16 protein-coding genes and 1 pseudogene are annotated in these 12,507 nt (G+C 65.4%); 16 read left to right on the forward strand and 1 reads right to left on the reverse strand.

What is annotated here, in order from left to right; genetic code table 11:
- Window positions 1–119 precede the first annotated feature (119 nt).
- The 6 genes from argS (at window position 120) to AC1DZT_RS15720 (ending at window position 5,525) form a co-directional block, all read left to right on the forward strand.
- Window positions 120–1,865 carry an arginine--tRNA ligase gene (gene argS / locus AC1DZT_RS15695; RefSeq protein WP_478007585.1) on the forward strand — a complete coding sequence of 582 codons (1,746 nt, stop codon included), beginning with the start codon at window positions 120–122 and terminating at the stop codon, window positions 1,863–1,865.
- Between the two features lie 67 nt (window positions 1,866–1,932).
- Window positions 1,933–2,841 (forward strand): SPOR domain-containing protein, encoded by a 909-nt coding sequence (locus tag AC1DZT_RS15700; protein ID WP_478007586.1) that lies wholly within the window; start codon window positions 1,933–1,935, stop codon window positions 2,839–2,841.
- Entirely contained in the window at window positions 2,838–3,857 is a 1,020-nt protein-coding gene (gene nagZ, locus AC1DZT_RS15705) for a beta-N-acetylhexosaminidase (RefSeq protein WP_478007587.1), read from the forward strand. Before AC1DZT_RS15700 ends, nagZ begins: the two co-directional genes overlap by 4 nt.
- The gene (locus AC1DZT_RS15710) at window positions 3,844–4,653 is read left to right on the forward strand and encodes a segregation and condensation protein A (protein WP_478007588.1); all 810 of its coding nucleotides are present in this window, start codon (window positions 3,844–3,846) and stop codon (window positions 4,651–4,653) included. The genes nagZ and AC1DZT_RS15710 overlap by 14 nt, the downstream gene beginning before the upstream one ends.
- A complete protein-coding gene (scpB, locus tag AC1DZT_RS15715) occupies window positions 4,650–5,315 on the forward strand; it encodes an SMC-Scp complex subunit ScpB (protein WP_478007589.1) in 666 nt (221 codons plus the stop codon). Before AC1DZT_RS15710 ends, scpB begins: the two co-directional genes overlap by 4 nt.
- A gap of 3 nt (window positions 5,316–5,318) precedes the next feature.
- A complete protein-coding gene (locus tag AC1DZT_RS15720; protein WP_478007590.1) occupies window positions 5,319–5,525 on the forward strand; it encodes a hypothetical protein in 207 nt (68 codons plus the stop codon).
- A gap of 88 nt (window positions 5,526–5,613) precedes the next feature.
- Here the strand turns inward: AC1DZT_RS15720 and AC1DZT_RS15725 are convergent, their stop codons facing one another.
- Window positions 5,614–6,081 carry a CreA family protein gene (locus tag AC1DZT_RS15725; protein WP_478007591.1) on the reverse strand — a complete coding sequence of 156 codons (468 nt, stop codon included), beginning with the start codon at window positions 6,079–6,081 and terminating at the stop codon, window positions 5,614–5,616.
- A 243-nt stretch (window positions 6,082–6,324) separates the two neighbouring features.
- Here AC1DZT_RS15725 and AC1DZT_RS15730 point away from each other — a divergent pair, with 243 nt between their 5' ends.
- The 10 genes and pseudogenes from AC1DZT_RS15730 to AC1DZT_RS15775 all read left to right on the forward strand — a co-directional run bounded on the left by AC1DZT_RS15730 (window position 6,325) and on the right by AC1DZT_RS15775 (window position 12,448).
- Window positions 6,325–6,690 carry an NADH-quinone oxidoreductase subunit A gene (locus AC1DZT_RS15730; RefSeq protein ID WP_478007592.1) on the forward strand — a complete coding sequence of 122 codons (366 nt, stop codon included), beginning with the start codon at window positions 6,325–6,327 and terminating at the stop codon, window positions 6,688–6,690.
- Entirely contained in the window at window positions 6,681–7,214 is a 534-nt protein-coding gene (locus tag AC1DZT_RS15735; RefSeq protein WP_478007593.1) for a NuoB/complex I 20 kDa subunit family protein, read from the forward strand. Before AC1DZT_RS15730 ends, AC1DZT_RS15735 begins: the two co-directional genes overlap by 10 nt.
- 9 nt (window positions 7,215–7,223) lie before the next feature.
- Complete coding sequence (locus AC1DZT_RS15740) at window positions 7,224–7,817, forward strand: NADH-quinone oxidoreductase subunit C (RefSeq protein ID WP_478007594.1); 594 nt, start codon at window positions 7,224–7,226, stop codon at window positions 7,815–7,817.
- Between the two features lie 15 nt (window positions 7,818–7,832).
- Window positions 7,833–8,204 carry a nuclear transport factor 2 family protein gene (locus AC1DZT_RS15745; RefSeq protein WP_478007595.1) on the forward strand — a complete coding sequence of 124 codons (372 nt, stop codon included), beginning with the start codon at window positions 7,833–7,835 and terminating at the stop codon, window positions 8,202–8,204.
- The gene (locus AC1DZT_RS15750) at window positions 8,204–9,448 is read left to right on the forward strand and encodes an NADH-quinone oxidoreductase subunit D (protein ID WP_478007596.1); all 1,245 of its coding nucleotides are present in this window, start codon (window positions 8,204–8,206) and stop codon (window positions 9,446–9,448) included. The genes AC1DZT_RS15745 and AC1DZT_RS15750 overlap by 1 nt, the downstream gene beginning before the upstream one ends.
- Window positions 9,448–10,149, forward strand: a pseudogene (gene nuoE, locus AC1DZT_RS15755) (NADH-quinone oxidoreductase subunit NuoE); the annotation flags it as partial. The gene AC1DZT_RS15750 and the pseudogene nuoE, both read left to right, overlap by 1 nt.
- Before the next feature lie 31 nt (window positions 10,150–10,180).
- Window positions 10,181–10,438: a hypothetical protein gene (locus tag AC1DZT_RS15760; protein WP_478007597.1), complete on the forward strand. Its 258-nt coding sequence runs from the start codon at window positions 10,181–10,183 to the stop codon at window positions 10,436–10,438.
- Between the two features lie 6 nt (window positions 10,439–10,444).
- On the forward strand, window positions 10,445–10,657 hold the full coding sequence (locus AC1DZT_RS15765; RefSeq protein ID WP_478007598.1) for a DUF5337 domain-containing protein: 213 nt from the start codon (window positions 10,445–10,447) through the stop codon (window positions 10,655–10,657).
- A gap of 34 nt (window positions 10,658–10,691) precedes the next feature.
- Complete coding sequence (gene nuoF / locus AC1DZT_RS15770) at window positions 10,692–11,987, forward strand: NADH-quinone oxidoreductase subunit NuoF (protein WP_478007599.1); 1,296 nt, start codon at window positions 10,692–10,694, stop codon at window positions 11,985–11,987.
- A gap of 83 nt (window positions 11,988–12,070) precedes the next feature.
- Window positions 12,071–12,448, forward strand: coding sequence for a hypothetical protein (locus AC1DZT_RS15775; protein ID WP_478007600.1), 378 nt, complete (start codon window positions 12,071–12,073; stop codon window positions 12,446–12,448).
- The last annotated feature ends 59 nt before the right edge of the window (window positions 12,449–12,507 follow it).

Raw genomic sequence — 12,507 nt, forward strand, 5'->3', positions numbered from 1 at the left:
GGAAAGCGCATAAAAACAGGGGGGCGGCGCCCAGCTTGCGGCGGCTGGCCCCCTGGGTGTCCTTGACCTGAGCGATCCTCTCTGGCATCCCGCAAGGCGATGAGACAGGATTTGATCAGATGAACCTCTTTGCCGATATCCGCGCCCTTGTCGTGGCTGAACTGACCGCCATGGCCGCCGAAGGCGCCCTGCCGCAGGGGCTCGACCTTGCCAATGTCGCCGTGGAGCCGCCGCGCGATCCGGCGCATGGCGATATGGCGACCAATGCCGCGATGGTGCTGGCCAAGCCTGCGGGCCAGTCGCCGCGCGCGATTGCCGAGGCTTTGGCCGCGCGTCTGGGGCAGGACCCGCGCATCTCGGCGGCGGAGGTGGCGGGGCCGGGCTTCCTGAACCTGCGCCTGTCCAACCTGGTCTGGCAGGGGGTGATCCGGGCCGCGCTGACCGATGGCAAGGACTTCGGTCGTTCGTCGGCGGGCAAGGGCCGCAAGGTCAATGTCGAATTCGTCTCGGCCAACCCGACCGGGCCGATGCATGTGGGCCATGTCCGTGGCGCCGTGGTGGGCGATGCCCTGTCGAACCTTCTGGCCTTTGCCGGCTGGACCGTGACGCGCGAATATTACATCAACGACGGCGGCGCGCAGGTCGATGTGCTGGCCCGCTCTGCCTTTGAACGCTACCGCGAGGCCAATGGGCTGGAACCGGAAATCCGCGAGGGTCTTTACCCCGGCGATTACCTGATCCCGGTGGGCGAGGCCTTGAAGGCCAAATACGGCGACAGCCTGCTCGGCCAGCCCGAATCCGTCTGGCTGCTCGATATCCGCGAATTTGCCACCCAGATGATGATGCAGATGATCCGCGACGATCTCGCGGCGCTTGGCGTGCGGATGGATGTCTATTCCTCGGAAAAGGCGCTTTACGGCACCGGCAAGATCGAGGCCGCGATCCAGACCCTGCGCGATCAGGGCCTGATCTACGAAGGCACGCTGGAGCCGCCGAAAGGCAAGGTGCCCGAGGATTACGAGCCGCGCATCCAGACCCTGTTCCGCTCCACCGCGCATGGCGATGACGTGGACCGCCCGGTGATGAAATCCGACGGCTCCTGGACCTATTTCGCCCCCGATATCGCCTATCACTTCGACAAGGTGCAGCGCGGCTTCGACGAGCTGATCGACATTCTGGGCGCCGACCACGGCGGCTATGTCAAGCGGATGAAGGCGGCGGTGGCGGCCCTGTCAAATGGCAAGGTGCCGCTCGACATCAAGCTGATCCAGCTGGTCAAGCTTTTCAAGAACGGCGAGCCCTTCAAGATGTCCAAGCGGGCAGGGACCTTTGTCACCCTGCGCGACGTGGTCGAACAGGCCGGCGCCGATGTCACCCGCTTCATGATGCTGACGCGCAAGAACGACGTGGCCTTAGACTTCGACTTCGCCAAGGTGCTGGAACAGTCCAAGGACAACCCGGTCTTCTACGTCCAATATGCCAATGCGCGGATCAACTCGGTCCTGCGCAAGGCGCGCGATGCGGGAATCGATGTCTCGGACGCCGCACTGGCCGGGGCCGATCTGAGCCTGCTGTCGCATCCGGCCGAGATCGACATGGCGCAACAGATCGCCGAATGGCCGCGCGAGATCGAGATTGCCGCCAAGGGCAACGAGCCGCACCGGATTGCGTTTTTCCTTTACGAACTGGCCTCGGAATTCCATGGGCTGTGGAACAAGGGCAACGACGACACCTCCCTGCGCTTCGTGCAAGAGGGCAACGCTGCCACAACTTCGGCGAAAATCGCCTTGGCGCGTGCGACGGGCGTTGTGATTTCGGCGGGATTGGCTATCTTGGGCGTCACTCCGGTCGAGGAAATGCGTTAAAAACGTCCCGGCCGGTCGAGCAGGTAAAGCGCAGGCGGCGATGTATCGCAGGCGCATGTGGGGCGACATGGCAGATTTCAATTACGACGAGTACTCCTCGGCTTTCGATTCCACGTCTGGTCTGCCGCCCGGGCTGGCCGACAAGGCGCGGCGTTGGATCAATATTTCCGGCGCGGTCTGTTCGGTCTCGCTGGTTCTGGCGCTGGCGATCTGGGGCTACCGGCTTGCGGTGCGCGATGTGACGGGGATTCCCGTGATGCGCGCCGTGGCGGGGGCGATGCGGATCGCCCCGGCCGATCCGGGTGGCGAACAGGCGCTGAATCAGGGCCTGACCGTCAATGCCATCGCCGCGATGGGCACTTCGGCGGCGCCGGCGGATCAGATCACGCTGGCCCCGCAGGCGGTGACGCTGCAGGATGGCGATGCGGCCCCGGCCGCGATGGCCGCCGCCAATGCTGAATCTTCCGACGAGGCCGATGCCGAGGCGCAGGGCTCGCCCCTGCTCGGCGGTCAACCGGTGGCCGAGGATCTGGCCGGCGTGATTCCCGCCGACCCCGAGGAAGCCCCCGCCGGCTCCGGCCCCGCCATCGTGCCGAGCGATCCGAACGCGATCCGCGTCTCGCTGCGCCCGCAGCCGCGCCCGAACGCCGCGCCGATCAAGGTCCAGTCCGTCTCGGCCAAGTCCCTGCCCGCCGCCCGCGAGATCGACCCGGCCAATATCGCCAAGGGCACCCGTCTGGCCCAGCTTGGCGCCTTCGAGACCCCCGATCTGGCCCGCCAGAAATTCGCCGAACTGCAGGGCAGCTTTGCCGAGCTGATGGCCGGCAAGGATATCGTCATCCAGTCGGCGCAAAGCGGTGGTCACACCTTCTACCGCCTGCGCGCGCATGGCTTTGGCAACGACGACGACGCCCGCCGCTTCTGCGCAGCCCTGCAGGCCGAAGAGACCGACTGCATCCCGGTCGCCCAAAGATGAGCGCTTTCGGTCGCGGTGCCGCGATCTTCGGGTGTGAGGGATTGGAACTGGGCCGCGAGGAAGCGGCCTTTTTCCGTGACTTCGACCCCTGCGGCTTCATCCTCTTCGCCCGCAACGTCGACAACCCCGATCAGGTCCTGCGCCTGACCTCCGCCCTGCGCGAAACGGTGGGCCGCGATGCGCCGATCCTCGTGGATCAGGAAGGCGGCCGCGTCCAGCGCCTGCGCGCCCCGCATTGGCGCGAATGGACCCCGCCCTTGGATTTCGTCCAGGCCGCAGGCCCCCATGCCGCCCGGGCGATGGCGATCCGCTACACGCTGATCGCGCAGGAGCTTCGCGCCGTGGGGATCGACGCCGACTGCGCCCCGGTCGGCGATCTGGTCACAGCCGAGACGCATCCGTTTCTGAAGAACCGCTGCTATGGCTCTGATCCCGCAGAGGTTTCCACCCTAGCCCGCGCCGTGGCCGATGGAATTCTGGCCGGCGGTTGCCTGCCGGTGATGAAGCATATGCCCGGCCATGGCCGCTCGCATCTCGACACCCATCTGGCGCTGCCGCGGGTGACGGCCAGCCGCGCGGAACTCGCAGCACAGGACTTCGCCCCCTTCCGCGCCCTGAACGACCTGCCGATGGCGATGACCGGGCATCTGGTCTTTGCCGCCTATGACGAACGTCCCGCCACCCAGTCGCAGGTGATGATCGAGGTGATCCGGCAGGAGATCGGATTTGCCGGGCTTCTGATGACCGACGATCTGAACATGGAGGCGTTGCAGGGCACCCTCGCCAGCCGCACCGCCGCCTCGATCGCCGCGGGCTGCGACATTGCCCTGCATTGCAAAGGCGATCTGGCCGAGATGCGCGCCGTGGCCGATGTCGCGGGCGAGATGTCGGAGGCGACCCTCGGGCGGGTGGCCGAGGCGCTGGCCCGGCGCCCGGCGCCCTCGGAGGTTGACACGGCGGCATTGGAGGCTGAACTTGGCCGCCTGATGCCGGATGTTGCCCATGGCCCAAGCTGACGACTGGTCCAGCGACCAGCTCGCATTCTCTGACCGCCTCACCCCCTCCGACCGCCTCGCGGCCGAGGCGCTGATCGTCGATGTCGAGGGGTTCGAGGGGCCCTTGGACCTGCTTTTGTCGCTGTCGCGGACCCAGAAGGTCGATCTGCGCAAGATTTCGGTCCTGCAGCTGGCCGAGCAATATCTCGGCTTCGTCGCCCGCGTCTCGGCGCTCAGGATCGAGCTTGCGGCGGATTACCTGGTGATGGCGGCCTGGCTCGCTTACCTCAAATCCCGCCTGCTTCTTCCGCCCGAACCGGGTGAGCCGGGGCCGAGCGCCGAAGACCTCGCCGCACATCTGGCCTTTCAGCTGGAGCGTCTGGCAGCGATGCGCGAGGCGGCGGCGCGGCTGATGGCGCGCGACCAGAAGGGCCGCGATTTCTTTGCCCGCGGCGTGCCGGAACTGGTCGACCGGCTGCGCACCGTGCGCTACGAGGCCTCGCTTCTGGACCTGATGCGCGCCTATGCCCGCATCCGCACCCGCGACGAGTTTCGCCCCTATGCCTTTGATCGCCATAACGTCTACACGATGGAACAGGCGCTGGACCGGATGCGCGGGCTTCTGGGCTATATGGGCGCCTGGGCCGACCTGACCTCTTTCCTGCCCGAGGGCTGGGGCGCCTCGCCCGAGCGGCGCAAATCTGCCACCGCCGCCCATTTCGCCGCCATGCTGGAAATGGCCAAGCGCGGCCAGATCGAGATTCGCCAGGGCGAGATCTTTGCCCCCCTCCTCCTGCGCCGAAAGGGCGAGGCATGAGCCCCCTGCATCCCGAAGCCCGCCCCGAGCCGATCGAGCGCAGCCTTTTCGAGGCGCCGCCGATGGGCGAGCAGGAGCGGATGGTCGAAGCCGTCCTTTTCGCCGCGACCGAGCCGGTGACCCTGGCCGAACTGGTCAAGCGCCTGCCCGAGGGCTGCGATCCGGCCGAGGCCCTGGCCCATCTGCGCCGCCGCTACGAGGGCAGGGGGGTGAACCTCGTCAAGGTCGGCGATGCCTATGCCTTCCGCACCGCGCCCGACCTTGGGCACCTGATGCGCAAGGAAAGCGTTGAAAGCCGCAAGCTTTCCCGCGCCGCGATCGAGACGCTGGCCATCGTGGCCTATCACCAGCCCGTCACCCGGGCCGAGATCGAAGAGATCCGCGGCGTGGCTGTCAGCCGCGGCACGGTGGATCAGCTGATCGAGCTGGACTGGATCCGCTTTGGCCGCAGGCGGATGACCCCGGGCCGCCCGGTGACCTTCGTGGTGACCGAGGCCTTCCTCGACCACTTCGGCCTCGAATCCGCCCGCGACCTGCCGGGGCTGAAAGAGCTGCGCGCCGCAGGACTTCTGGACAGCCGCCCCTTGCCAATGCCAGGTTCCTCCCCAGATGAAGAGGATGAGGGCCCCGAGACCGGCCAGAGCGAACTTTTCGAGGATTGAGCGATGGACCGCCTTATCATGATGATCGTCAACCGCCTGATCGGGCAGCTGGTCAACCGCGGCATCAATGCCGGGATCAACCATGTGGCCAACAAGGGCCGCAGGCCCGAGGACATGACAGCCGAGGAACGCGCCCAGGCGCAGGAGGCCAAGGCGACGGCCAAAAAGGCGCGCCAGGCGGCCAATCTGGCGCGGCGGATGATGCGGTAGGCGGGCGCTCGGCGGACCCGGCTGGGGGGTTTCACACCCCCCAGACCCCCCGTGGGATATTTATGGACCAATGAAAGGGGGGAGGGGGCTAGTTCTTTGTCGCGCCGTAGAGCGGGACGGTGGAGATCGACATCTTGGCGCTGCCCTGGCTCAGGTCATTGGCATGGGTCAGGTAGATCAGGACCTGGTTCTTCTGGTCGAAGATCCGCGTCACGTTCAGCGATTTGAAGATGAGCGAGGTCGAGCGGCTGAAGACCTCCTCGCCCTTGGGTGAGGTGTTGATCTGGCCCAGCGTGATCGGGCCGGTCTGGCGGCAGGCGATGGAGGAATTGGACGGGTCCTCGAACCAGTTGCCGTTCGACAACCGGTCCAGCACCGAGCGGTCGAAATAGGCGACATGGCAGGTGACGCCCTGAACCTTGGGGTCGGGGATCGCCTCGATCACGATATCGTTGCCGGTCCAGTCGACGCCGACGCGGCCCACTTCCTCGGCCCGGGCGGCGGTGAGGCCCAGGGCCAGCGGGAGGGCGAGGAGCAGGGGGGCAAGCTTGCGCATGGGGCGTCCTTTCGAAGGGGCTGGGCCTGATATCGGGATGCTGCGGGGCCAAGACAAGGGACCAAGCCCCGGGAGGCCGGATTGGTTCCGCGCGCGGCGCGCCCGAAATGGGGCAAATCCCTTGCAACGGGCCGAAATTAACCCGGCTTTGGTTGACCCCGCCAAGGGCTGGCGCTAAACGAAGCCTCAGACAGGGGTCGCTGCATCAGGCAAAACCCCGGACATCGGTTGAAGGAGCCCTTCGTGGACACTCTTCTGCGTGAATATCTGCCCATTCTCGTGCTTTTGGCGGTGGCGATCGGGCTTGGAATCGTTTTGATCGTGGCCGCCGCCGTACTGGCCGTGCGCAACCCGGACCCCGAGAAGCTTTCGGCCTACGAATGCGGCTTCAACGCGTTCGACGATGCGCGGATGAAGTTCGACGTGCGCTTCTACCTCGTCTCGATCCTGTTCATCATCTTCGACCTCGAGGTCGCCTTCCTCTTCCCCTGGGCCGTGGCCTTTGGGCAGATCTCGATGATGGCCTTCTGGTCGATGATGATTTTCCTTGGCGTGCTGACCGTGGGCTTTGCCTATGAATGGAAGAAGGGGGCCTTGGAATGGGCGTGATGACCGGACCGAACACTGCGGGCGCTGACCGTGAGGTGGCGACCCAGGCCCTGAATGCCGAACTGCAGGACAAGGGCTTTCTTCTGACCTCGACCGAGGATGTGATCAATTGGGCGCGCAACGGCAGCCTGATGTGGATGACCTTTGGTCTGGCCTGCTGTGCGGTCGAGATGATCCATGTCTCGATGCCGCGCTATGACCTCGAACGCTTCGGCACGGCGCCGCGCGCCTCGCCACGCCAGTCCGACCTGATGATCGTGGCCGGCACGCTGACCAACAAGATGGCCCCGGCGCTGCGCAAGGTCTATGACCAGATGCCCGAGCCGCGCTATGTGATCTCGATGGGCAGCTGCGCCAATGGCGGCGGCTATTACCACTACAGCTATTCCGTGGTGCGCGGCTGTGACCGGATCGTGCCGGTCGACATCTATATCCCGGGCTGCCCGCCCACCGCCGAGGCTTTGCTTTACGGCATCCTGCAGCTGCAGCGCAAAATCCGCCGCACCGGCACTCTGGTCCGTTAAGGGGGCATCATGGCATTGAACCTGACCGAACTGAGCGCCACGCTGGCCACCCGTCCGGGCGTCGTCTCGGCTGTGGAGAGCTTTGGCGAGCTGACGCTGACCGTGGCGCTCGACTCGCTGCTGGACGTGATGCAGGCCTTGAAGACCGATCCGGCGACGCGGATGACCTCGCTGGTCGATATCACCGCCGTCGACCACCCCGAGCGGGTGAACCGCTTTGACGTGGTCTATCACCTGCTGTCGATGTACACCAACGGCCGCATCCGGGTGAAGGTCGAAGTGTCCGAGACCGGCATGGTCCCCTCGCTGATCCCGGTCTATCCGGCGGCCAACTGGTTTGAGCGCGAGGTCTTCGACCTCTTCGGCATCCTCTTCTCGGGCCACCCGGACCTGCGCCGCATCCTGACCGACTATGGCTTCCGCGGCCATCCCTTGCGCAAGGATTTCCCGACCACCGGCTATACCGAGGTCCGCTATGACGAGGTGCAAAAGCGCGTCGTCTACGAACCGGTCAAGCTGGTGCAGGAATACCGCCAGTTCGATTTCATGTCCCCCTGGGAGGGTGCGCAATACATCCTTCCCGGCGACGAGAAGAAGGCCTGAGCCGGGATGCGCGACATGCAGATCCAGGACCAGGGGTTGCAGGAGGCGGTCGCCGCCTATTGCGCCGCCCTGCACTTCGCTCGCGGCGCGGTGCTGGAGGACCTCTGCCACCCGAATTTCCTGATGCAGTGGGCGGGGACGGGCATCCAGTCCATCGACAAGGCGGCTTTCGTCGCCCGTGTCGGCGGCCGTGCCGCCCAGCCGGGCGATGTGGCCTATGAGATTCTTGCCGTCGATGTCGATCATGACATGGCGCAGGTGAAACTGAATGTGACCGTGGGGCCGCGGGTCTATACCGACCAGCTGGGCTTTCTGCGGTCGGGGGCGAAGTGGTCCTTGGTCACCAAGCTTTTCCGCGTGGCCTCTGGCCCGGCCTTGGAGGTTTAATGATGGACGGCGATATCCGGCAGAACGCTTACGACGACGGCTCGGTCGACCTCGAGACGGGCGAACAGCGCATCCGCAACTTCAACATCAACTTCGGCCCGCAACACCCTGCGGCGCATGGCGTTTTGCGCCTGGTGCTGGAGCTTGACGGCGAGATCGTCGAACGCTGCGACCCCCATATCGGCCTTCTGCATCGCGGCACCGAAAAGCTGATGGAAAGCCGCACCTATCTGCAGAACCTGCCCTATCTGGACCGGCTGGATTACGTCGCCCCGATGAACCAGGAACATGCCTGGTGCCTGGCCATCGAAAAGCTGACCGGCACGGTCATTCCGCGCCGCGCCAGCCTGATCCGCGTGATGTTCGCGGAAATCGGCCGGGTGCTGAACCATATCCTGAACACGACGACCCAGGCCATGGACGTGGGCGCGCTGACGCCGCCGCTCTGGGCCTTCGAAGAGCGTGAAAAGCTGATGGGGTTCTACGAGCAAGCCTCGGGCGCCCGCTTCCACGCCGCCTATTTCCGCCCGGGTGGGGTGCACCAGGACCTGACGCCGCAGACGCTGGACGGCATCGACGACTGGTGCGACGGCTTCCCGCGCGTGCTGGACGATCTGCACGGGCTTCTGACCGAAAACCGCATCTTCAAGCAGCGCAACGCCGATATCGGGATCATCACCGAGAAGGACGTGCAGGACTGGGGCTTCTCGGGCGTCATGGCGCGGGGTTCGGGCCTGGCCTGGGACCTCCGCCGCAGCCAGCCCTACGAATGCTATGACGAATTCGACTTCAAGGTCGCCGTCGGCAAGAACGGCGACTGTTTCGACCGCTATCTGGTGCGGATGGCCGAAATGGCCGAGTCGACCAAGATCATCAAGCAATGCGTCGCCAAACTGCGCGAGCCTGCCGCCCAGACCGATATCCTGGCGCGCGGCAAGCTGACGCCGCCGAAGCGGGCCGAGATGAAGACCTCGATGGAGGCGCTCATCCACCACTTCAAGCTGTACACCGAGGGCTTCCACGTTCCCGCGGGCGAGGTCTATGCCGCGGTCGAGGCGCCGAAGGGCGAATTCGGCGTCTACATGGTCGCCGACGGCACCAACAAACCCTACCGCGCCAAACTGCGCGCCCCGGGCTTCCTGCACCTGCAAGCGCTTGATTTCATGTGCAAAGGCCACCAGCTGGCCGACGTCGCCGCCATCATCGGCACCATGGACATCGTTTTCGGAGAGGTTGACCGCTGATGCTGCGCCGCCTTCATAAAGACCAGCCTGCCTCCTTCGCCTTCACCGAGAAGAACCTCGAATGGGCGCAGGGGCAGATTTCGAAATACCCCGAGGGGCGTCAGGCCTCGGCGATCATCCCGCTGCTCTGGCGCGCGCAGGAGCAGGAGGGGTGGCTCACCCGTCCGGCGATTGAACATGTCGCCACCATGCTGGGCATGGCCTATATCCGCGCCTTGGAAGTCGCGACCTTCTACTTCATGTTCCAGCTGCAACCGGTTGGTTCGATTGCCCATATCCAGATCTGCGGCACCACCTCCTGCATGATCTGCGGGGCAGAGGATCTGGTGGCGGTCTGCAAGGAGCTGATCGCGCCCTCGGCCCACACGGTTTCTGCCGATGGCAAGTTCTCCTGGGAAGAGGTCGAGTGCCTCGGCGCCTGCGCCAATGCGCCGATGGCGCAGATCGGCAAGGATTATTACGAGGATCTGACCGCCGACAAGCTGCGCGACCTGATCGCCCGCTTCTCGAACGGCGAGGTTCCGGTGCCGGGGCCGCAGAACGGGCGCTATGCGGCCGAACCGCTGAGCGGCCTGACCAGCCTGAAGGATTTCGAATCCGGCAAGAAGCAGTACAACGCTTCGGCCCAGGCGGCGGTGGATATCGGCGATACGGTCAAGCGGATCGACGGGACCGAGGTTCCGATCCTGACGCCCTGGCTCAAGGGCCGGGCAACGGTGTGAGGGGGCAGTCATGAGCGATCATCACGCGATGGAATCCGAAGGGCCGATGGCCTCCAACTGGGTCTGGTCCCTGGCCGCCGCCGTGGTCACCGCCATCCTGGCGCGCTGGCTCGGTTCTGTGCCGATGTCGGCAGCCATCCTCGGCGGGATTGCGGTTTTCGTGGTCTATGGCGCGCTCCTCGCCCAGTTCTGGGAAGAGCCGCCGCATGGGCCGGAGGATCACGGCCATGATGACCACGGCCACGGCCACGCGCATCACGGGCACTGAGGCACCATGGCGGGCAGCGATCACAGCGATGCGGCGCAGGCAAAGTTGATTGCCGTGGTGCTGGTGCTTGCGATGGCGCTCTGGCTTCTGGTTCTGTCGGTGGGCGACCAATATGGCTGGCCGCCGAAATTCATCTTGCTGGCGGACCTGTCCGCCGGGGCCGCGTTCCTCTGGACGATGGTTGCAACTTACAGGCTTTGGCGCAAGCGTCAGGCGTAACGGGCCCTCGGGCCGGGAATGAAGGAACGGGCAGATGCTCAAGGATCAGGACCGCATCTTTACCAACCTCTACGGCATGCATGACCGCAGCCTGACCGGCGCGCGCAAGCGCGGGCATTGGGATGGCACGGCCGGTCTTCTGGCGCTTGGCCGCGACAAGATCATCGAGATCGTCAAGGCCTCGGGCCTGCGCGGTCGCGGCGGTGCGGGCTTCCCGACCGGGTTGAAGTGGTCCTTCATGCCCAAGCAAAGCGATGGCCGCCCCTGCTATCTGGTCATCAATGCCGACGAATCCGAGCCCGGGACCTGCAAGGACCGCGAGATCATGCGGCACGACCCCCATACGCTGATCGAAGGCGCGCTGATCGCCTCCTTCGCGATGGGCGCCAACAACTGCTACATCTACATCCGTGGCGAATATATCCGCGAGCGCGAGGCGCTGCAGACCGCCATCGACGAGGCCTATGACGCGGGCCTTCTGGGCAAGAATGCCGCGGGTTCGGGCTACCAGTTCGACCTTTACCTGCACCACGGGGCAGGGGCTTACATCTGCGGCGAGGAAACCGCCCTTCTGGAAAGCCTTGAAGGCAAGAAGGGCATGCCCCGGATGAAGCCGCCGTTCCCGGCCGGTGCCGGCCTTTACGGTTGCCCGACCACGGTGAACAACGTCGAATCCATCGCCGTTGTGCCCACCATCCTGCGTCGCGGCGCGGAATGGTTCGCGGGCTTCGGCCGTCCGAACAATGCCGGCACCAAGCTTTTCGGCATCTCCGGCCATGTGAACAACCCTTGCGTGGTCGAAGAGGCCATGTCGATCTCGCTGCGCGAGCTCTTGGACGAGCATTGCGGCGGCGTGCGCGGCGGCTGGGGCAATATCAAGGCGGTGATCCCGGGCGGCTCCTCGGTGCCGCTGCTGACCGCGGCCCAGTGCGAAAACGCCATCATGGATTTCGACTGGCTGCGCGAGCAGCGTTCGGGCCTCGGGACCGCGGCGGTGATCGTGATGGATCAAAGCACGGATGTCATCAAGGCGATCTGGCGCCTGTCCAAGTTCTACAAGCACGAGTCCTGCGGCCAATGCACGCCCTGCCGCGAAGGCACCGGCTGGATGATGCGGGTCATGGACCGTCTGGTGCGCGGCGATGCCGAGGTCGAGGAGATCGACATGCTCCTTTCGGTCACCAAGCAGGTCGAGGGTCACACGATCTGCGCCTTGGGCGATGCCGCCGCCTGGCCGATCCAGGGTCTGGTCCGTGCCTTCCGCGGCGAGATCGAGGACCGCATCAAGTACAAGAAAACCGGCCGGGTCAGCGCCATCGCGGCGGAGTGACCATGAAGGCCCGGCTTCCCGTATCTGCGGCAGAAGGGGCGGCGCATGGCGCGCGGCCTCTGGCTGCCAGATAGGGGGCCGGGATGCGCCTTTCCCCATTCCAGGCAGGGCAAGTCCTCCGCGCTTACGGTCTGAACGGGGCGCTGGCCTTGGGACTTTCGGCCTGCGCTGCGGCGCCGATGGCGCCCTTGACCATGCCCTTGCCGGATGGCCGTGACGAGGTGGTGGCGCTGGCGCCCTCGACCTATGTCGTCAACCGGCGCGCCAAGAGCATTTCGACCTCGGGCATCACGATCCGGATCACCCGCAAGGATGGCCGCGACTTCGACTATTCCGAAGGCGCCCGCGCCAAGGCCGTCGCCCAGGCCTATTGCGCCACCTACAACCGCCAGCTGGACCCGCGCGCGATGGGCCGGTTCTCGCTGCCCAATGCCTGGGTTTTTGACGGAGATTGCGTGTGAATCCGCCGCTCTATCCGATGACGCCCGCCTGTTATGGCATGTCAGCCCCGCTTGGCGCA

This window comes from Rhodobacter sp. P1_C2 (genome assembly GCF_056406375.1).

Excerpts from the sequence above, each read along its gene's own strand:
- AC1DZT_RS15775 (WP_478007600.1), top strand. The coding sequence starts at position 12,071 with ATGCGCCTTTCCCCATTCCAGGCAGGGCAAGTCCTCCGCGCTTACGGT.
- AC1DZT_RS15760 (WP_478007597.1), top strand. The coding sequence starts at position 10,181 with ATGAGCGATCATCACGCGATGGAATCCGAAGGGCCGATGGCCTCCAAC.
- AC1DZT_RS15720 (WP_478007590.1), top strand. The coding sequence starts at position 5,319 with ATGGACCGCCTTATCATGATGATCGTCAACCGCCTGATCGGGCAGCTG.
- AC1DZT_RS15710 (WP_478007588.1), top strand. The coding sequence starts at position 3,844 with ATGGCCCAAGCTGACGACTGGTCCAGCGACCAGCTCGCATTCTCTGAC.
- scpB (WP_478007589.1), top strand. The coding sequence starts at position 4,650 with ATGAGCCCCCTGCATCCCGAAGCCCGCCCCGAGCCGATCGAGCGCAGC.
- AC1DZT_RS15735 (WP_478007593.1), top strand. The coding sequence starts at position 6,681 with ATGGGCGTGATGACCGGACCGAACACTGCGGGCGCTGACCGTGAGGTG.
- AC1DZT_RS15765 (WP_478007598.1), top strand. The coding sequence starts at position 10,445 with ATGGCGGGCAGCGATCACAGCGATGCGGCGCAGGCAAAGTTGATTGCC.
- nagZ (WP_478007587.1), top strand. The coding sequence starts at position 2,838 with ATGAGCGCTTTCGGTCGCGGTGCCGCGATCTTCGGGTGTGAGGGATTG.
- nuoF (WP_478007599.1), top strand. The coding sequence starts at position 10,692 with ATGCTCAAGGATCAGGACCGCATCTTTACCAACCTCTACGGCATGCAT.
- AC1DZT_RS15700 (WP_478007586.1), top strand. The coding sequence starts at position 1,933 with ATGGCAGATTTCAATTACGACGAGTACTCCTCGGCTTTCGATTCCACG.
- argS (WP_478007585.1), top strand. The coding sequence starts at position 120 with ATGAACCTCTTTGCCGATATCCGCGCCCTTGTCGTGGCTGAACTGACC.
- AC1DZT_RS15725 (WP_478007591.1), bottom strand. The coding sequence starts at position 6,081 with ATGCGCAAGCTTGCCCCCCTGCTCCTCGCCCTCCCGCTGGCCCTGGGC.
- AC1DZT_RS15740 (WP_478007594.1), top strand. The coding sequence starts at position 7,224 with ATGGCATTGAACCTGACCGAACTGAGCGCCACGCTGGCCACCCGTCCG.
- AC1DZT_RS15750 (WP_478007596.1), top strand. The coding sequence starts at position 8,204 with ATGATGGACGGCGATATCCGGCAGAACGCTTACGACGACGGCTCGGTC.
- AC1DZT_RS15745 (WP_478007595.1), top strand. The coding sequence starts at position 7,833 with ATGCAGATCCAGGACCAGGGGTTGCAGGAGGCGGTCGCCGCCTATTGC.